Below are 20,014 nucleotides of genomic sequence, written 5' to 3' on the forward strand. Positions count from 1 at the left end.
GTGACAATGGCAAGGAGGTCACACCTGTTCCCATGCCGAACACAGAAGTTAAGCTCCTTAGCGCCGATGGTAGTCGGACTTACGTTCCGCTAGAGTAGGACGTTGCCAGGCAAATAAATCGTATGGATGCGATGAGCCGAATCGAGACCGCAAGGTCTCTTTTTTTATGCGAAAAAATAAAAGGTGAGAAATCACCAAGAGCCATAGCTATAGAGGAGAACTATTCTCTGCGAAGAGAAAGCGTTTGAAGCTGATGAATTAAGGAAAGAACGCCACGAGTTTAGTCGGGCTAAACGAGTCAGAGAGAGACGCAAATGAAGAAAGATGCGAGCGCTTGTCTCGAAGCAGAGGAAGGGCCTTAGCGCTGATGGTAGCCGGCTTACGTTCTAAAGTAAAATAAGTATTTTTAATACTTAATTTTACTTACTTAATGGCTAAAGCCATTAAGAACCAATTGCCAGGCAAAACGAGAGACCGTAAGGTCTCTTTTTTTATGCGAAAAATAAAAGATGAGAAATTACCAAGAGCCATAGCTATAGAGGAGAACTATTCTCTGCGAAGAGAAAGCGTTTGAAGCTGATGAATTAAGGAAAGAACGCCACGAGTTTAGTCGGGCTAAACGAGTCAGAGAGAGACGCAAATGAAGAAAGATGCGAGCGCTTGTCTCGAAGCAGAGGAAGGGCCTTAGCGCTGATGGTAGCCGGCTTACGTTCTAAAGTAAAATAAGTATTTTTAATACTTAATTTTACTTACTTAATGGCCAAAGCCATTAAGAACCAATTGCCAGATAGTAATATACCGCAAGCTTTTTTTATTTAAGAACTAATAGAAAACAGATGAAATTGGGTCATACGAAAAAGCTTGAAAATAATACTTACAATAGTAAGATTATTTTCAAGCTTTCCTTGTACCTTTTAAATTAATAAAGAGTATAACATTTTATTTTCATTAATATATATATTTGATGGATCAAATTGATTTACGCGTTCTTTTAATTGAATGAGATCGTTATGGTGCTTAAGTTGAATACCAATAATAACAGTACCTGTTGTTTGAGAGGACTTTTTAAGATATTCAAATTTAGTAATATCATCTTGAGGACCTAGTACATCATTAACAAACTCTCTTAAAGCCCCTGGTCTTTGAGGAAAATTAAGGATGAAGTAATGTTTCATCTCTTCAAATAATAATGAACGCTCTTCAATTTCTTTCATTCTATTAATATCATTATTACCACCGCTTACAACACATACAACAGTTTTACCTTTAATTTTTGCTCTATAGTTTTCAAGAGCAGCTACACTTAAAGCGCCTGCGGGTTCAGCTACTATAGCTTGTTTAGAGTACATATCTAGTATAGTAGAACATACTGCTCCTTCATCTACTTGTACATAATCATCTACATTATGCTTAGCTATATCAAATGTAATATCTCCAACTCTGGCTACTGAAGCACCATCAACAAATTTATCAATGTGATCTAAAGTGATGACCCGTTTGTTTACGACTACAGATTCATACATACTGCAGGCGCCTGCAGGTTCAACACCAATAATTTGTGTGTTTGGGGAATAAGCCTTGAAATATGTGCTAATACCAGATATTAAACCTCCACCGCCTATAGCAGAAAATAAATAATCAAATTTTACTCCATCTGCTTCGGATTGTTCAATAATTTCTTTGGCAAGTGTTCCTTGGCCTGAAATTGTAAATACATTATTAAATGGATCAATAAAATTCATTTCATTTTCTTTAGTATAAGCTAAAGCTTCTTCTAAGCAATGATCAAATGTATCACCAGTTAGCACGACTTCAACATTATCGCTACCAAAAAATTGAACTTGGTTTATTTTCTGAAGAGTTGTAGTAACTGGCATAAAAATTACAGCTCTAAGATTTAATTTCTTAGCAGTGTATGCCACGCCTTGAGCATGGTTACCAGCACTAGCACAAGTGATACCTCGATTTTTAGCTTCTTCAGATAATACTGAAATAGCATTATATGCGCCTCTTAATTTGAAAGAACGAACCCACTGTAAGTCTTCTCTTTTTAAATATACTTTACAATCATATTTTTGAGAAAGATAGTGGTCAAGCTGTAATGGCGTTTCTTTCACGATATCTTTGAGGCGTAAAAAAGCTTCATCTATATCTTGTGTCGAAACGGTTGTTTTAACTGTCATAATATTCAACACCCTTAAAATGTTTTTTCATATTTTTCTATTAGATCTTCATATTGTAAAGTAATGGCAATATCATCAAGTCCATTTACTAATTTATTCTTCCATGTTTCATCTATTTTAAATTCAAAAGTTTGTTCTGAAGATGATACGGTTTGCGAAGGTAGATCTACCGTAATTTCTTCAAATTGAGCCAGATGTTCTCGTGCTTCCTTATCAAGTGTAATAGGGAGCATTGCATTCTTCGTACAATTCATATAGAAGATATCACTGAAACTACCTGCGATAATGATATTAAAACCATAGTCTTTTAAAGCCCAAGCAGCGTGTTCACGACTTGAACCACACCCAAAGTTGTCTCCCGTTATTAAAATAGAAGCATCTTTATATTCTGGCTTATTAGGGTTAAATTCTGGATTATCTGAACCATCAGGTAAATAACGCCATTCATCAAATGCGAAGGGACCAAAGCCGGTTTTAGAAATACGTTTGAGATGAACTTTGGGTATAATTTGATCTGTATCTATATTGTCGTAGAAAAGGGGAACAACTTTACCTGTGTATGTTGTAATAGGTTGAATTTCCATCTATACGACCACCTTTCTTACGTCTACAAATTTACCGTTAATAGCAGCAGCTGCTGCCATAGCAGGAGATACAAGATGGGTTCGTGCACCTTTACCTTGACGTCCTTCGAAATTACGATTACTTGTGGAAGCACAGTGCACACCTTCAGGAACTTGATCGGGATTCATACCTAAACACATTGAACAACCTGGTTCTCTCCATTCAAAACCTGCTTCTTTAAAAATGACATCTAGACCTAGTGCTTCAGCTTCCTTCTTAACTGTTCTGGAGCCAGGCACTACAATAGCTGTGATATTAGGATGAACTTTATTACCTTTAACAATATGACTTGCTTCTACTAAATCAGAGAGTCTTGCATTCGTACATGAACCTAAGAATACATAGCCTAATTCAATATCTTCGGCTTTTTGACCTGGTTTGAGTCCCATGTAGTTATAGGCACGTTCATCATTAGAATCTTTAATTTCTGGGAAAGGAGAGCTAAAATTAACTCCCATTTCTGGATTTGTTCCCCATGTCACCTGAGGTTCTAAGTTTGAAACATCTAATTCAATAACTTTATCGAAGTACGCATCCTCATCGGAATATAAAGTTTGCCACCAATCAATAGATTGATCAAAATTAGTAGCGTAAGGACGACCTTTAACATATTCAAAAGTCGTCTTATCAGGTTGCATCATACCGTATTTTGCGCCTGCTTCAATTGCCATATTACAAATTGTCATTCGAGCTTCCATAGACAAACTCTTAATCGTTTCTCCTGTAAATTCAAGGGCATATCCTGTACCAAAATCAACGCCATATTGGTTAATTAAATAGAGTATTATATCCTTGGCATAAACGCCGGTAGGTAGTTTACCATTTATTTCGATTTTTAAATTCTTAGGTTTAGTTTGCCAAAGTGTTTGAGTAGCAAAGACATGTTCAACTTCACTTGTACCAATTCCAAATGCGATTGCACCAAAAGCACCATGTGTCGCGGTGTGAGAATCGCCACAAACAATTGTCTTTCCTGGTTGAGTTAAACCTGTTTCAGGTCCTACCATATGAACGATACCTTGTTCATCAGATCCCATATCAAAGATATGGACGCCAAAGTCTTTGGCATTCTTTTGTAGGGTAGTAATCTGTTTATTTGCTATTTCATCTTTTATGTTAAAAATGTCGATAGTCGGTACATTATGGTCTAAAGTAGCAAACGTGAGATCAGGTCTTCTTAATGAACGATTCTGAATTCTGAGTCCCTCAAAAGCTTGAGGAGAAGTAACTTCATGTATGAGATGTAGGTCTATATATAATAATTGTGGTTCACCTTCATTCCCATGTAGAACATGTTTATTCCATACTTTATCGAATAGTGTTCGTCCCATAATACTTCTCCTCCCTTTTATAAATAATTATTCTTTAGTAGTTTAAATATTTCAGAAGTTTTGTGACTTCCACCTAAATCTGCTGTAGTATGGCCAGACTTAATGAGTTTAAATACATGTTTTTCAAGTTCTATTGCGGCTTGTTCTTGATTTAGACTTTCTTTTAAACAAAGTGCCAAAGATAGCACCATACCAAATGGATTAGCTTTATCTTGGTTAGCGATATCAGGTGCCGAGCCATGAATAGGCTCATATAATCGTGTCCCTTGTTCCCCAAAACTTGCGGAAGGGGATAAACCAAGTGAGCCTGGTATTACTGATGCTTCATCACTCAAAATGTCTCCAAATAAATTTTCGGTAACAATAACATCAAATTGAGTAGGGTGTGTGATTAAATGCATGCTACAGGCATCTACTAACAAGTGGTTGACTTCAACATCTGGATAATCCGCTTTAACTTCATTCACCACTTGACGCCAAAGTTTACTTGAAGATAATACATTTTCTTTATCAACGGATGTTAGTTTTTTTCTTCTATTTTGAGCTAAATTAAATGCAACTCTAACGATTCTCTCTATTTCTTCACGAGTATAAGTAAGTGAATCTAGAGCTGAATGATTATCATAGTGACTTGGTTCACCAAAATAAATACCGCTAGTTAGTTCTCTGACAATCACTAAATCAGTACCTTCAACTAGCTCTTGTTTTAATGGAGATAAATGACTGGTACCCTCACTTACAATGGTTGGACGTATATTTGCATATAAATTTAAAGCTTTTCTAAGTTTTAATAGCCCATGTTCTGGACGATTTTTAGGATTTGACCATTTGGGACCACCAATTGCACCAAGTAAAATGGCATCTGAAGATTTACATGCTTCTAATGTTTCTTCAGTAAGAGGTGTACCATAGTTATCGATTGCCGCACCTCCAAAATGATGATGTTCTATTTGATACTGGAAGTCATATTTATGACTGATTAGTTCGAGAAGCTCTAATGTACCATTTATAATTTCTGGTCCTATACCATCGCCAGGTAAAGCTACGATTTTGTAACTCATGAATGAATACCTTCTTTCTTTTGTGTTTCAGAAATATATTTCGCATGAGCTTCTATATAGGCTTTACAAGAAGCCTGTAAAATATCATGATCAATTCCTATACCGTTGACTGGTGTACCTTCGATGATTAAACTAACGTGAACTTCTGCTTGCGCATCTGCACCTTCAGTGATTGAGTCAATCCTATAATCGATAAGTTCTGTCTTTCTTTGGAAAATACGATCAACAGCATTATATATAGATACGATTGAACCTGTTCCAATACTTGAATCTTGATAAGTTTTTCCATTTTTATCTTTAATCACGACCACAGCACTTTGTAGCCCTTTAGATACATATTGCAGTTGTAAATTTTCTAATTGATAAATCGCTCGTTGCTCATGCTCAGATCCTTGAATGATTGCATGGATGTCGCGATCAGAAACTGATTTTTTCTTATCAGCAACTTCTTTAAATTGTTTAAATAAGTTGATTTGATCCTCAGTGCTAATGTCATAGCCTAATGATTTTAGTTTCTCAGCAAAAGCATGCTTTCCAGACAATTTACCAAGAGGTAATTCAGTTGTACTTACTCCGACTAATTGAGGCGTCATAATTTCATATGTTTCACGATGTTTGAGTACACCATCTTGATGTATCCCCGATTCATGACTAAACGCATTTTGACCGACGATTGCTTTGTTTCTTGGAACTCGAATTCCTGCGTATCGTGATATGAGGTCTGATGTTTTCTTAGTTTCATCAAGTTTAATTTGGGATTCAATACCATAATGATCACGTCGAACATAAAGTGCTAATGCAACTTCTTCAAGCGCAGCATTACCCGCACGTTCACCAATTCCATTCACAGTACCTTCGATGCGTCGTGCACCACCTTCAATGGCTGCCAGACTATTAGATACAGCCATACCCAGGTCATCATGACAATGGGCACTGAAAACGATTGGTTGTTCAGAATGGATGGATTTGGTTAATGTTTTGAAAATTTGTTCATATTCTGTAGGATAACTGAATCCTACAGTATCTGGGATGTTAATAATGGTAGCGCCAGCATCAATAGCAGTTTGCACACAATCAATTAAGAACGGAATTTCGGTTCTAGTCGCATCTTCAGGGGAAAATTGTACTACTTCAAAGAATTGTTTAGCGTATGATACATGTTCTTTGATAGATGCTAATACTTCCTCTTGAGACATTTTTAATTTATGCTCTAAATGAATAGGGGATGTTGCAATAAACACATGTACTTGCGGTTTAGCAGCTAACTTTGTTGATTCATATACAGCGTCTATATCTGACTTTTTACATCTAGCTAAGCCACAAACTGCTGTAGTAGTTAATGCCTTTGCAATTGATTCAACTGATTTAAAACTTCCAGAGCTTGAAGCGGGGAAACCAGCTTCTATGACATCGACTCCCCATTTTTCTAATTGCTTAGCAATTTTCAATCTTTCGTCAAAGGTAAAGTTGACTCCCGGTGTTTGTTCTCCGTCTCTTAGTGTTGTATCAAAAATTTGAATATGGCTTTCCATTTTTAACATCTCCTTATTATTTTTGAATACTTTTAGCTTTAATAAATGGCATCATTTTTCTTAATTCACGACCAACCGCTTCGATTTCATGACCATGTTGTTGTTCACGTAATTGGTAAAATTCTTTAAAGCCATTTTCATTATCTTTAACAAAACGATTAGCAAAGTTACCGTTTTGAATATCTTCTAATACAGTTTTCATGTTGTTTTTAACTTCTGGAGTGATAACACGTGGTCCAGATACATAATCACCAAATTCAGCTGTATTTGAAATAGAGTAGCGAACGTTTTCCATACCGCCTTCGTACATTAAATCAACGATTAATTTCATTTCATGTAATACTTCGAAGTATGCTAATTCTTTTTGATATCCAGCTTCTACTAAAGTTTCAAAACCACTTTGAATTAATTTATGGATACCCCCGCAAAGTACAGCTTGTTCACCGAATAAATCAGTTTCAGTTTCTTCTTTGAATGTAGTTTCAATAACACCAGCACGTGTTGCACCAATACCTTTGGCATAACTTAGTGCGATATCACGTGCATGACCTGAAGCATCTTGTTGTACACCGAATAATGCTGGTACAGCAGTACCTTCTACAAAGGTACGTCTTACTAAATGACCAGGACCTTTAGGTGCTACTAAGAATACATCTACATCAGCAGGGGGTTGAATAACTCCAAAGTGAATGTTAAATCCGTGCGCAAAAGCTAATGCATTGCCTGCTTCTAAGTTAGGTTCAATTTCATTTTTATATACATTACCTTGGATTTCATCAGGTAATAAAATCATTACTACATCTGCTTGTTTAGTAGCCTCATTCACTGGATAAACATCAAATCCATCTTCTTTAGCTCTATCGAAAGAATGACCAGGTCGAATACCAACGACTACATCATAACCATTGTCTTTTAAATTTTGAGCGTGTGCATGTCCTTGTGAACCGTAACCAATTACTGCAATTTTTTTACCTTGTAAAGCATCTTTTTCAACTGATTGATCATAATAAACTTTTGTCATAGTGAATTCCTCCAATTACTTCCTAAAAATTCTTAATTTTCAAAATATTTATGTTATAAAAATATGTAAGATGATAGTTATGTCTCAATCATCAGTTTTTTCACATCGCTAGCGCATCAAACAATTTTTTAAACACTCGTAACACTTAATACATTGATTTGTTGTTCTAACTTTTTTAATACAATATTGAAAGCAGCTTCGTCTTCAATGTGTACTTTCAGTTCTAGATTAGAAATACCTTCATTATCTGACCTCTTAACATGCAGCTCATCAATGTTACATTGTAATCGAACAAAAGCACTTGTAATACGATGTAATGTACTCACTTGGTCGGCGACCACAAATTGAATTGTACGTTTCATTATAATCCCTCCATCTCGTGATTAGATTTACCACTAGGTACCATAGGATTGACAGGTTCTACAGGAGAGATGCGAACTTCAATTAATGCTGGACCATTATGATTGAAAGCTGCATCGATTTGTGATTCAAGTTTGTCCGGTGAATCAATTAGATATCCATTGATACCATATGCTTCAGCCATTTTAATAAAATCAGGTTGATCATTAAATACTGAATGAGAGAAGCGCTGGTTAAAGAATTTGTCTTGCCATTGTTTAACCATACCTAACGTACCATTATTAATTAACACTATTTTCACGTTCAGGTTGTATTCAGGCAATAGCGCCATTTCTTGATTAGTCATTTGGAAACCACCATCTCCGACGAAGCATACGACAGTTTTATCAGGGGAAGCGAGTTGTGCACCAATCGCAGAAGGAATACCAAATCCCATCGTACCTAATCCGCCACTAGTTACCCATTGACCATGGTCTTTGAAAGGGTAGAACTGAGCAGCCCACATTTGATGTTGACCTACATCAGTAGTGACGATTGCATCGCCATTTGTAATTTTTCCGATGTATTCAATTGCCTTTTGAGGTTTACTAAATGTATCATCTTCATTTTTATCGTATTTGAATGGATGTTTTTGCTTATTCTGTTTACAATAATGAATCCATTCTTCATGATGAGCTGTTGTGACATTCTCAGAAGATAAAGCTTCTAAAACGAGTTTACAATCGGCAACAATACCTAAATCTGTTTGAATGACTTTATTGATTTCTGAAGGATCGATGTCTACGTGAACTATCTTAGCGTTTGGTGCAAATGCATCAGGTTTGCTAGCTAGTCGGTCATCAAAACGACTACCTAAATTAATGAGTAAATCACATTCAGTGAGTGCCATATTACTTGCATATGAACCATGCATGCCTCCCATTCCTAAGAACAGGGGATGTTCGTAAGGTATTGCACCAAGACCTAATAGTGTGGTTACGGTAGGGATTTGATGTTTAGTGACAAATTCTGTTAATAATTGATTTGATTTAGAATGATTGATACCTGAACCTGCGAGAATAATAGGCTTTTTAGATTTACTAATATATGAAACTAATGTCTTAATGTCTATATCTTCTGGTTCACTTTTAACTTGATAATGAGGCAAATTGATTTCATTTGATAAACCAACGTTTGTTGATAAAATTCCCATGTCTTTCGGGAAATCAATGACGACAGGACCTTTTCTTCCTGAATTAGCCACATGAAATGCTTCATGAACTATTTTTGGAATATCCTCAACATTTTTAATTTGATAATTTTGTTTAGTAATTGGTGTTGTCATAGAAAGTAAATCTGCTTCTTGGAAGGCATCTTTTCCAATTCCTGGTGTTGCTACTTGACCTGTAAAAACGACTAAAGGTAAAGAATCACTATGTGCATCTGTGATACCAGTAATTGCATTTGTAGCTCCTGGGCCACTAGTGACAACAACTACACCAGTTTTACCTGAGACACGTGCATATCCTTCTGCGGCATGGGTTGCACCTTGTTCATGTCTTGCTAAGATATGCTTGATTTGCCCATCATAAAATGTGTCATAAAGTGGCAATACAGCACCGCCTGGGTAACCAAAAATAAAATCAACGTCCTCATGTTGTAAAGCTTCGACTAAAAGTTGAGAACCACTACGCATTTGATTAACAGTTTGTTGTTGAAGATATTCTGGTTCTTGTGATTCAGAAACATTAAATGTATCAGTATTTTCTTTACTAATCGCGGTTACCGTTGTAAAAGAGGGGCTTTCTTTTTGATTAGACATCGTAATCATCTCCTAATTAAATAAGGTTTTCTGGAACTTGCATAATACCACCTGTATTAGCACTTGTGACTAAAGAGGTGTATCTAGCCAGATATCCTGTTTTTACTTTTGCTTTAAATGGTTGTAGCTCTTCACGTCTGCGATAAAGTTCTTCTTGTGGCTGGTCAACATCTAACTTTCTATTTGTTAAATCAATTGTAATTTCATCTCCATCTCTAATTAATCCGATAGGGCCACCAGATGCTGCTTCTGGGGAAATGTGTCCCACAGCAATACCTCTTGTAGCACCTGAAAATCTACCATCAGTAATTAAAGCCACATCTTTTCCTAATCCTCGGCCAACAATAGAGGAAGTAGGAGCTAACATTTCAGGCATTCCCGGACCGCCTTTAGGACCTTCATAGCGAATAACTACAACATGACCTTCACGTACAGTATGATTGTCAATTGCTTCAACAGCTTCATCATGAGAGTTAAAACAAATAGCTTTCCCTTTAAAGACTTTAATAGAGGGATCTACACCACCTACTTTAATCACTGCACCTTTGGGAGCTATATTACCGAAAAGTACTGAAAGTCCACCTTCATGATCGTAAGGGCTATCAAGAGGATGTATAACATCAAAGTTTGTAATTTCCTTTCCTTTATTATTTTCTTTTAATGTTTTACCAGTGACTGTAATTCTTTCTGGGTGTAACGTACCATCTTTTTTCATTAACTCATTGATAATAGCTGGAACACCACCAGCTTCATGTACATCGTGCATAGAGTAAGAAGAGCTAGGTGCGATTTTTGAAAGGTAGGGTGTTCTTTTCGCAATTTCATTAATACGTTCTAAGTCATAATCAATGCCTGCTTCATTTGCGATTGCTAATGTATGCAACACAGTATTAGTTGAGCCGCCCATTGCCATGTCTAATGCAAAAGCATCATCGATTGCCTCTCGTGTAACGATGTCTCTTGGTTTTATATCATTTTTAATATTATCTACTAATCGAAAAGCAGCTTGACGAATCATTTCACGACGTTGGTCACTAACTGCTAAAGCTGTTCCGTTATAAGGTAGGGCGAGTCCTAAAACCTCCATCAAACAGTTCATAGAATTTGCTGTGAACATACCAGCACATGAACCACAAGTAGGGCAGGCGTTTTGCTCCATATCTAAAAATTCTTCTTTAGAAATTGATCCTTCTTTAAAAGCGCCGACTGCTTCAAACATTGAAGATAAAGTAAGTGCTTTACCGTGAGCAGATAGACCAGCTTTCATTGGGCCACCCGAACAAAAAATTGCAGGGACATTTGTACGTACCGCAGCAAGTATCATGCCCGGAGTGATTTTATCGCAGTTAGGAATATAAAAAACACCATCGAACCAATGTGCATTAATTACTGTTTCAGCTGCATCTGCAATAATTTCTCTCGAAGGTAATGAATATCTCATTCCAATGTGTCCCATTGCGATGCCATCATCTACACCAATCGTATTAAATTCGAAAGGGATTGCACCCGCTTCACGAATAGCTTCTTTCGCGATATCAGCAAGTTCTCTTAAGTGAACATGTCCTGGTACGATATCGATATAAGAATTACAAATTGCCACAAAAGGCTTATTCATATCTGTAGGTTTTTGAAGAGCGCCCGTCGCATGTAAAAGACTTCTTGCTGGAGCCTGTTGATCTCCTTTTTTGATCATGTCGCTTCGCATATTTGATTCCCCCGTATGAGTATTAAGAACAATAAAAAACGTCCCAATAATAATTGGGACGTTTGAAAGTCCCATTCAACTAGAAATAGGACTTAAACATTTAGTAGTTCAACTAACTAAAGTTCGAGTCCTAACGAGTATAATAAAATGATAATAATGTTTTGAGTTGTCGGTAGATAATGTGATGTATGATAAGTCATTTTATTATACTCCTTTCGGTGAATGGATAAGTATTCTTAATAATTTGAATTGTCTTAAAATTTGATAAACTTAATTTACTACATGTGAAATAGCGTGTCAATAAAAATATAGAATTTTCTAACAATTATTTTTAAGTATGTTTCTAGAATTTTCACAAAGAAATTTATAATAAAATTTGTTACAATGAATGAGTTAATAAAGGACGAAATAATAATGTATCTTCGTAAATAGGAGAATGAATGTTGATTACTATACACAATTTAGATGAGATGAAAGAATTTGCTGATGTTTTAGTGAAAAATTTAAAGTCAGGAGATTTAATTTTATTGAACGGCGATTTAGGTGCAGGTAAAACGACTTTAACACAGTTTATAGGAAAAGCTTTAGGTGTGAAACGAACTATTAATTCACCAACATTTAATATTATTAAATCTTATAAAGGGAATGAACTCAAACTTCATCATATGGATTGCTATCGTTTGGAAGACCATGAAGAAGATTTAGGATTTGAGGAATATTTCGAAGACCATGCTGTTACAGTCATTGAATGGAGTCAGTTTATTTCTGATTTATTACCTTATCAACATTTGACAATCAACATTAATGTTATAAATGAAAATGAACGTACAATAATGATTGAAGCACAAGGTGCACATTATGAAATGTTAAGGGAGGTTGTTATCAATGAATTATCTGCTCATTGATACATCTAATCAGCCGTTATCAGTTGCACTCATGCAGGATGAAAAAGTGTTAATTGAACAAACTACAAATATTAAACAAAATCATTCAGTTCAATTGATGCCTGAGATTCAAAAGTTATTTGAACAGTCTCAAGTTGATAAACAAGAAATCACAGACATAGTTGTTGCAGAAGGACCGGGTTCATACACAGGTTTAAGAATCGGTGTGACTGTGGCTAAAACGTTAGCTTACGCTTTACAAACTCGATTATATGGTGTGTCATCACTTAAAGCTCTTGCTGCAACTATTAAAGATGAGCATAGATTATTAGTACCTATCTTTGACGCAAGAAGAGAAGCGGTTTATACAGGTGTTTATCAATACGTTAATGGTGAATTAACTACAATCATTGAGGATGGATATTTATCAATTAATGATTTAAAAGATAAACTTCATGCGCTAAATCAAGAATATGTTTTTATTGGGTTTAATTTAGAAAATATAAAGCATTTATTAGATAGCGAAGTGATTGAAAGTTTACCTAAAGCTTCAGTTATGAAATCCTTAATTCAACAACCTGAAAATATCCATTCATTTACACCGAAGTATCATAAATTATCAGAGGCGGAAAGAAATTGGTTAGACCAACAGAAGAACAATTAAATATTAGGAAAATGAGTGTTGAAGATGTTCCTCAAGTCTTTGATATAGAGCGCGAAAGCTTCAATGATAGTTCATGGACGATTGATGCCTTTTATCATGAAATAGAACAGAATCAATTTGCAACATATTTTGTGATTGAATATGATGATAAAATTATTGGATATTTAGGTATGTGGATTGTTATAGATCAAGCTCAAATTACAACAGTCGCCATTAAAAAACAGTATAGAGGGTACGGACTAGGTCAATTATTACTTAAATATGTTAAAAATTACGCAAGTCATACCTGTGAAGTAATGAGTTTAGAAGTTCGTTTAGATAATGTAGTGGCGCAACATGTATATCAGAATTTAGGATTTGAATATGGTGGAAAAAGAAAAAATTATTATGGTGAAGGTGAGGATGCACTAGTGATGTGGGTGAATTTAAAATGACACAACAAACTTTAATTCTAGGGATGGAAACCAGTTGTGATGAAACAAGTGTAAGTGTGATTAGAAATGGTCAAGAAATACTTTCTAATACAGTATTAAGTCAAATTGATAGTCATAAACGATTTGGTGGAGTTGTTCCTGAAGTCGCAAGTAGACATCATGTTGAAGGTGTAACAGCTACGATTGAAGAGGCACTTGACTCAGCAAACGTCACTATGCACGAGATTGATGCTATAGCAGTGACGCAAGGTCCAGGATTAATAGGTGCATTACTAATAGGAATAAATGCTGCAAAGGCGCTCGCTTTCGCTTATGATAAACCTATTATTCCTGTTCACCATATTGCTGGCCATATTTATGCAAATCATTTAGAGCAACCACTTACATTTCCATTAATGGCTTTAATCGTTTCCGGTGGTCATACAGAGTTAGTCTATATGAAAGATCACCTGAATTTTGAAGTTATTGGTGAGACGAGAGATGATGCTGTTGGAGAAGCTTATGATAAAGTGGCTCGTACGATTAACTTACCTTATCCTGGAGGACCACAAATCGATCAGCTAGCTACTCAAGGTCAAGATGTATATGATTTCCCAAGGGTTTGGCTTGAAAAGGATAGCTACGATTTTAGCTTCAGTGGATTAAAAAGTGCAGTCATTAATAAATTGCATAATCTAAGACAAAAAAATGAAGAAATTGTAGAAGAAAATGTTGCTACAAGTTTTCAAAACAGCGTTGTTGAAGTATTATCTTATAAAGCTATTCATGCTTGTAAATCTTATGACGTTAAACGACTTATTGTGGCAGGTGGTGTAGCAAGCAATAAAGGATTAAGAACATCACTCAAAGAAGCTTGTGATAATGAAGGCATTACTTTAACGATCCCAAGTCCATCCTTATGTACAGATAATGCTGCAATGATTGGAGCTGCGGGTCATTATCTTTATCAGGCTGGATTACGAGGTGATTTAGCTTTAAACGGTGAAAATAATATAGACATAGAAGATTTTACGATGAGTAAATAAACAAAAGAGCACTATATAACGTATGAACTTAACTGTTAATATTTCGTTATATAGTGCTTTTATTATTGTATAAATATTTAAATAGTTATTACTGTAAAAGTCAACTTATTCATCTACTTGTGTTTTAGCGCGGTGATAAATATCATCTGGAAAATGAGTAATTCTAAGCAATTCAATCGCATTGCGCGTATTTGCTTTGCCTGATTTGATTTTATAGTCAAAATAAATTTCATTGTTTTGAATAGACTCATTAAAATGATAATTATGGTAATCCTTTTCTAATAGGGTGGACAATTCAATATCATGCGTAGCTGCAACAACTTGATAATTTGGCAGTTCATTTAAATAGCTGAGTACTGATTCAGAGGCAGCAATACGTTCTGTTGTATTAGTTCCTTTAAAAATCTCATCTATGAAACAGTAAATTTTAGCTTGTGTATGAATATTAAAAAGTCGTCTAATTGACTTTAATTCAGCCATAAAATAGCTGTCCCCTGAGAGTACATCATCTGCGTTAGCCATTGAAGTAAAAACGTAACCTGGTTGGTAGTTAAATGATTCAGCAGTAGCAATATTAAGGGATTGAGCCATAATAACATTCAGTGCTACAGCCTTCATGAAAGTCGATTTACCAGAAGCGTTCGAACCTGTAAGTAGAAGGTTGGTATCCAAGTTTAAATCATTAGGAACGGCCACTTCTTCATCTATTAGTGGATGAATTAAACTTTGAAAATGCATACCCTCCATGTATTGATCAGCATGAGGTATACAATAATGAGTTAACGTACGTCTATACATAGCTAAAGAGTAGTGATTATCTAGTGTACTAATATAGTCGTAACATTCTTCGACTTCATTTTGATATTTAAAATAACTATGTTGTATTAGATGAAATAAAACATAATCAACCATAAACATTAATTTGACAAGCATTATCGTACTGCCTACAACATCATTGGATTCTAATTGAGCTAGCAATCCACTAAAACGTCGAGAATTTTTAAAGTGATTAAAATTAATATTTATGTCAGGTGTTCCCTCTATCTTAGACAAAGCCTTACATTGTTTGATTACATTAGCAGTATAAAAGATTGATTTTAAATCCTGTTCATAAGTTTTCTTTAAATTTAAAGAAAGCACAATATTTAAGAAGAAGCTTCCAATAAATAAAAAGACTCCTATTTCTGGTGAAATAAATATAGATAAAAATGCAATTAAAGGTAATAAAGGACAAAACATTAAGAGATTGTTCTTAGGAATTGGTGTTAATTGATCTGGGAATAATGGGTATACAGTTTTGCCTATTTTAGAAAGTATGTAAGATACATTTAAACGAAAAGATTTATCCTCGCTATAACGCTTGATGAGTGATCGATTTTCAATCGAGAACATTCCTCTTAATGTAGCATATAATTTCATTTCTCCAATAGCGGTAAAATTAAAGTTTATTTTATGAAATAGAGCTTCAATATTTAAATCTGACCAAGTTTTATCATCTATAAGAGGATGTTGATCAGTGTAATTATCCTTATACTCTTGATATTGAGCATCAAACCTAGAATTAGGCCTTATAAATGTCTCTAATTTAGCTTTCCTATCCCAAAGCGTATTAATTTTAGCGATTGTTTTTCTCCTTTCGATAAATGAAACGGTGATATTTACAATCGCTATTAAAATAATAAAGATAAGAACGATGAGTCCAAACGTCTGATTATTAGTCATAAATGTCTCCTCAATATAGTTATAGTTAAATTATTTCATAAATAAATTTTAGACTCAAATCTTCATACTAAATATAAGATGTCAATAGGGAACGTGCGTACTTATCAACAAAATGTGTGTAAACTGTGGATAAACACTGTTGAAAAGTGTGGATATTACCGTGTATAACTCGAATAATTTTTAGCGAAAGTGTTAATTTACTTGTGGATAACTAGGATAAGTGTGTGGATAGCTATCAAATTAACAATATAGCGTGTGAATAAAATTTGTGTAATAACATACTAAAAGACACTAAAAAGTAAGAAATTCTACCTTTAAGTGTCTCAATAATAAATGGATATTTATAATTTTTCTTGTAATTCTTCCCATTCTAACATTACTTGTTCTAATTTTTGTTCGGTATTATTTTTTTCCTCAGCTAATTCTGCAGCTTTCATTGGATCATTAAATACTTCTGGCTGAGTTAATTGTGTTTCAATATAAGAAATATGAGTTTCAAATTCTTCAATCTTAGTTTCACATTGTTCAATCTGACGTTCGATTTTACGTTGATGACTTTTCTGTTGTTTTTGACTTGAATATGCTGAAGAAGAAATAGAAGTGTCATTATTGTTATTGGTTTTTGAAGAAGAATTCTTCAATTCTTCTTGAGCTTTTAGTGCAGCAGTTTCTTCAGTTTTCTCAATATAGTATTGATAGTCCCCGAGATATATCTGTCCACCTTCATGATTCAAATCAAATACTTTATTTGCAAGCTGATTAATAAAATATCTATCATGAGAAACAAATATTATTGTACCTTCAAAATGTTTTAACGCTTGTTCTAACATTTCTTTTGAATCGATATCTAAGTGGTTGGTAGGTTCGTCTAAAATCAGCACATTGTCTTTTTGCAACATTAATAAAGCTAATTGCAAACGAGCTTTTTCACCGCCAGATAGGTCATTAATTATTTTTTTAACATCTTCTTGTACAAATAAGAAACGACCTAGTACAGCACGTACATCTTTTTCATTCATAGTAGGGTACTGGTCCCAAACGTAATCTAAAATTGTTTTATTAGATTTGAATTCAGCTTGTTTTTGGTCATAGTAGCCTATTTGAAGATTTGCTCCAAAAGTAATTTCTCCACCAAGTTTGTTTTGCTTATCGGCAATTGTTTTGATAAGTGTCGTTTTTCCTACGCCATTTGGTCCTATTACTGCGATATGATCCCCCTTGAATACTTCGATATTAATAGGTTGAGTGATAGGTGAATCATAACCAATTTTTAGGTCACGAATATGCATGACATCATTGCCTGTATTTCTTTCAAAGCCAAATTGGATATTTGCGCTTCTAGCGTCAATCATTGGCTTATCTATACGTTCCATTTTTTCTAACGTTTTACGTCGACTTTTAGCCATGCCACTTGTTGAAGCGCGTGTAATATTCTTATCAACAAATGTTTCTAATTTTTGAATTTCTTCTTGTTGCTTTTCATACTCTTGCATACGTTTTTCATAGTATTGGTCACGTTGCTCAATAAATTGTTCATAATTACCTACATAACGTTTAACGTCTCCAAGGGCAACATCATAAATTTGAGTAACTATTTTGTCTAGGAAATATCTATCGTGACTAATTATGATAATGGCGCCTTTGAAATATTTTAAATAATCTTCTAACCATTTAGTAGTCTCTAAATCTAAGTGGTTTGTTGGCTCATCTAGCAATAGTAAGTCGGGTTCATTTAATAACATTTGAGCAAGAGAAAGTCGTGTTTTTTGACCACCACTAAAATCATTAATGGGTTTGTTAAAATCACTTTCAGTAAAATTAAGCCCGTGAAGAACTGTTTTTATTTTACTTTCATACTGATAACCTTCAAGTTGTTCAAACCGGTTTGTTAATGATTCATAACGTTCCATATGCTCTTGATAAGTTTTGGTTTCATATTCATTTGTATGTTGTGCCAACCAATCTGTTTCCTCTTTAATTAAGTTTTCCATATTTTTTATATGTTCAAATGGTTTTGACATCTCTTCGAAGACAGTAGCCGTGGAGTTAAGTGTCATTTGTTGCGTGAGGTAACCCATTTTTAAATTTTTTATTTTCGATATATGACCACTATCGTAACCTTCTACGCCGGCTATGATTTTCATTAATGTAGATTTACCTGCACCGTTTCGACCAACGACACCAATTCTTTCACCAGTTTTAACTTCAAAGTCTACATCAGTAAAAATATCTTCACCATCGAACGATTTCGAGATGTCATTAAGTTGTAAAAGTATCATTCGATTCTCACCTTTCTAATTCTATTAAATAGTTATAGACTATATGTAATCAATAAGATTTAAAAAATTTTAATTTTATGTGAATTTTAAATAGTTAAGCATTATTTTTTAATAATAGGGTACATCTACCTCATAAGGTATGACGATTAAGCTATTTATTGACTCAATTATCTTTATTTTACAGCATTCGCGCATTACATGAAACTGAGATATTTATTTTTAAAAATCAATAATGTATAATATTTAAGTATTCATTGAAGGCAATTATTTGTTTATTTAAACGCCTTACAACTTGCACGATAAAACGTTTGAATACATAAATATAATTCATTCAAACTTTAAGGGGGACATATTGGATGCCAGAAAATATTAAAATTCCTCGTGCTACATTAAAGCGTTTACCTTTATATTATAGATTTGTGAGTACATTAAAATCTAAGGGTATCGACCGTGTGAATTCTAAAGCAATCAGTGAAGCTTTACAAATAGATTCGGCAACGATTCGTCGTGATTTTTCATATTTTGGTGAATTAGGTAAAAAAGGCTATGGTTACAACATCGATAGTATGCTTGAATTTTTCAAGTCTGAACTAAGTGAAAGTGATGAAATTAAAATTGCGATAGTAGGTGTTGGTAATCTAGGTCGCGCGTTACTTACTTATAATTTTTCAATACACGCTGAGATGACAATTACTGAAGCTTTCGATATTAGAGAAGATCTAATTGGAGAGAAAGTGGGTAAAGTCGTTGTTAAAAATATCAATGAAATTCAATCTACATTAGCAGCAGAAGAAATTGACGTTGTGATATTAACGACTCCTGAAAGTGTAGCACAACAGGTTGCTGATCAACTCGTTGAAGCGGGTGTGAAAGGTATACTTAACTTTACGCCAAGCAGAGTTAAAACACCACAAGATGTACAAGTTCACCATATTGATTTGGGTATTGAACTACAATCACTATTGTTCTTTATGAAGAACTATAGTAATAATAATTAATAACTTTTAGCATCCTAATTTAGGATGCTACTTTATTATGTAAAAATGATATAGTATACGTAATAAAATAAAGGGGGCACAAGCCATAATGAAATTTGAAGCAAACTGTACATTTAAAGCACATATCCCTCAAATGATAAGGGTTCCTGGAAAATTAGTAATCAATGAGAATACTTTACAATTCAAAGCTTATGGCAAAGAATATACTCCATTTGATATAGAGTTAGATATTAATAAAGTTGTGAGATATAAGTGCTCGAAAGGACTGCTGGGAAGTAAATTATTTGTTTACTATAACAATCATGAGTGGTATAAATTTAGTCATTTTTCAAAAGAGGATTTAAAATCATTGAGTAAAGAATTGAAAATACATTAGGTTTCAAAAAATAT

17 protein-coding genes and 1 rRNA gene are annotated in these 20,014 nt (G+C 34.3%); 7 read left to right on the forward strand and 11 right to left on the reverse strand.

Going from position 1 to position 20,014, the window contains the following annotated elements:
• A 5S ribosomal RNA gene (rrf, locus tag AC3WQX_RS10375) occupies positions 1-111 on the forward strand; the annotation flags it as partial.
• 803 nt (positions 112-914) lie between these two features.
• On the opposite strand, the gene ilvA is transcribed toward rrf, so the two are convergent.
• The 9 genes from ilvA to ilvD form a co-directional block, all read right to left on the reverse strand.
• Entirely contained in the window at positions 915-2,183 is a 1,269-nt protein-coding gene (ilvA, locus tag AC3WQX_RS10380) for a threonine ammonia-lyase IlvA (RefSeq protein ID WP_492740152.1), read from the reverse strand.
• Between the two features lie 14 nt (positions 2,184-2,197).
• On the reverse strand, positions 2,198-2,767 hold the full coding sequence (gene leuD, locus AC3WQX_RS10385) for a 3-isopropylmalate dehydratase small subunit (protein ID WP_002436916.1): 570 nt from the start codon (positions 2,765-2,767) through the stop codon (positions 2,198-2,200).
• Positions 2,768-4,138, reverse strand: coding sequence for a 3-isopropylmalate dehydratase large subunit (leuC, locus tag AC3WQX_RS10390; RefSeq protein WP_023349991.1), 1,371 nt, complete (start codon positions 4,136-4,138; stop codon positions 2,768-2,770).
• 17 nt (positions 4,139-4,155) lie between these two features.
• Positions 4,156-5,199 (reverse strand): 3-isopropylmalate dehydrogenase, encoded by a 1,044-nt coding sequence (gene leuB / locus AC3WQX_RS10395; protein ID WP_023349992.1) that lies wholly within the window; start codon positions 5,197-5,199, stop codon positions 4,156-4,158.
• Positions 5,196-6,731 (reverse strand): 2-isopropylmalate synthase, encoded by a 1,536-nt coding sequence (locus AC3WQX_RS10400; RefSeq protein ID WP_030063836.1) that lies wholly within the window; start codon positions 6,729-6,731, stop codon positions 5,196-5,198. Before AC3WQX_RS10400 ends, leuB begins: the two co-directional genes overlap by 4 nt.
• Positions 6,732-6,747: 16 nt before the next feature.
• The gene (gene ilvC / locus AC3WQX_RS10405) at positions 6,748-7,752 is read right to left on the reverse strand and encodes a ketol-acid reductoisomerase (RefSeq protein WP_023349994.1); all 1,005 of its coding nucleotides are present in this window, start codon (positions 7,750-7,752) and stop codon (positions 6,748-6,750) included.
• Positions 7,753-7,880: 128 nt separating this feature from the next.
• Complete coding sequence (locus AC3WQX_RS10410; RefSeq protein ID WP_002436904.1) at positions 7,881-8,114, reverse strand: ACT domain-containing protein; 234 nt, start codon at positions 8,112-8,114, stop codon at positions 7,881-7,883.
• Positions 8,114-9,787: a biosynthetic-type acetolactate synthase large subunit gene (ilvB, locus tag AC3WQX_RS10415; RefSeq protein ID WP_226859642.1), complete on the reverse strand. Its 1,674-nt coding sequence runs from the start codon at positions 9,785-9,787 to the stop codon at positions 8,114-8,116. Before ilvB ends, AC3WQX_RS10410 begins: the two co-directional genes overlap by 1 nt.
• A gap of 142 nt (positions 9,788-9,929) precedes the next feature.
• Positions 9,930-11,618, reverse strand: coding sequence for a dihydroxy-acid dehydratase (ilvD, locus tag AC3WQX_RS10420; protein WP_002436914.1), 1,689 nt, complete (start codon positions 11,616-11,618; stop codon positions 9,930-9,932).
• Between the two features lie 443 nt (positions 11,619-12,061).
• On the opposite strand from ilvD, the gene tsaE reads away from it, so the two are divergent.
• Genes tsaE through tsaD form a run of 4 tightly spaced genes read left to right on the forward strand, consistent with a single transcriptional unit; the run spans position 12,062 to position 14,625 of the window.
• Positions 12,062-12,523 (forward strand): tRNA (adenosine(37)-N6)-threonylcarbamoyltransferase complex ATPase subunit type 1 TsaE, encoded by a 462-nt coding sequence (tsaE, locus tag AC3WQX_RS10425; protein WP_168992761.1) that lies wholly within the window; start codon positions 12,062-12,064, stop codon positions 12,521-12,523.
• On the forward strand, positions 12,504-13,166 hold the full coding sequence (gene tsaB, locus AC3WQX_RS10430; RefSeq protein WP_002436924.1) for a tRNA (adenosine(37)-N6)-threonylcarbamoyltransferase complex dimerization subunit type 1 TsaB: 663 nt from the start codon (positions 12,504-12,506) through the stop codon (positions 13,164-13,166). Before tsaE ends, tsaB begins: the two co-directional genes overlap by 20 nt.
• Entirely contained in the window at positions 13,139-13,600 is a 462-nt protein-coding gene (gene rimI, locus AC3WQX_RS10435; protein WP_002436921.1) for a ribosomal protein S18-alanine N-acetyltransferase, read from the forward strand. The genes tsaB and rimI overlap by 28 nt, the downstream gene beginning before the upstream one ends.
• Positions 13,597-14,625 (forward strand): tRNA (adenosine(37)-N6)-threonylcarbamoyltransferase complex transferase subunit TsaD, encoded by a 1,029-nt coding sequence (gene tsaD / locus AC3WQX_RS10440; protein WP_030063841.1) that lies wholly within the window; start codon positions 13,597-13,599, stop codon positions 14,623-14,625. The genes rimI and tsaD overlap by 4 nt, the downstream gene beginning before the upstream one ends.
• Before the next feature lie 105 nt (positions 14,626-14,730).
• Here the strand turns inward: tsaD and AC3WQX_RS10445 are convergent, their stop codons facing one another.
• Together AC3WQX_RS10445 and AC3WQX_RS10450 are read right to left on the reverse strand one after the other, a co-directional pair.
• On the reverse strand, positions 14,731-16,347 hold the full coding sequence (locus AC3WQX_RS10445; protein WP_023349997.1) for a MutS-related protein: 1,617 nt from the start codon (positions 16,345-16,347) through the stop codon (positions 14,731-14,733).
• A gap of 341 nt (positions 16,348-16,688) precedes the next feature.
• On the reverse strand, positions 16,689-18,626 hold the full coding sequence (locus tag AC3WQX_RS10450; protein ID WP_023349998.1) for an ABC-F family ATP-binding cassette domain-containing protein: 1,938 nt from the start codon (positions 18,624-18,626) through the stop codon (positions 16,689-16,691).
• A 356-nt stretch (positions 18,627-18,982) separates the two neighbouring features.
• Here AC3WQX_RS10450 and AC3WQX_RS10455 point away from each other — a divergent pair, with 356 nt between their 5' ends.
• Together AC3WQX_RS10455 and AC3WQX_RS10460 are read left to right on the forward strand one after the other, a co-directional pair.
• Positions 18,983-19,624: a redox-sensing transcriptional repressor Rex gene (locus tag AC3WQX_RS10455; protein WP_002436898.1), complete on the forward strand. Its 642-nt coding sequence runs from the start codon at positions 18,983-18,985 to the stop codon at positions 19,622-19,624.
• A gap of 88 nt (positions 19,625-19,712) precedes the next feature.
• Positions 19,713-20,000 (forward strand): hypothetical protein, encoded by a 288-nt coding sequence (locus AC3WQX_RS10460; protein WP_002436909.1) that lies wholly within the window; start codon positions 19,713-19,715, stop codon positions 19,998-20,000.
• The last annotated feature ends 14 nt before the right edge of the window (positions 20,001-20,014 follow it).

The sequence above is a fragment of the Staphylococcus sp. FW104-15G4D genome (genome assembly GCF_058790135.1).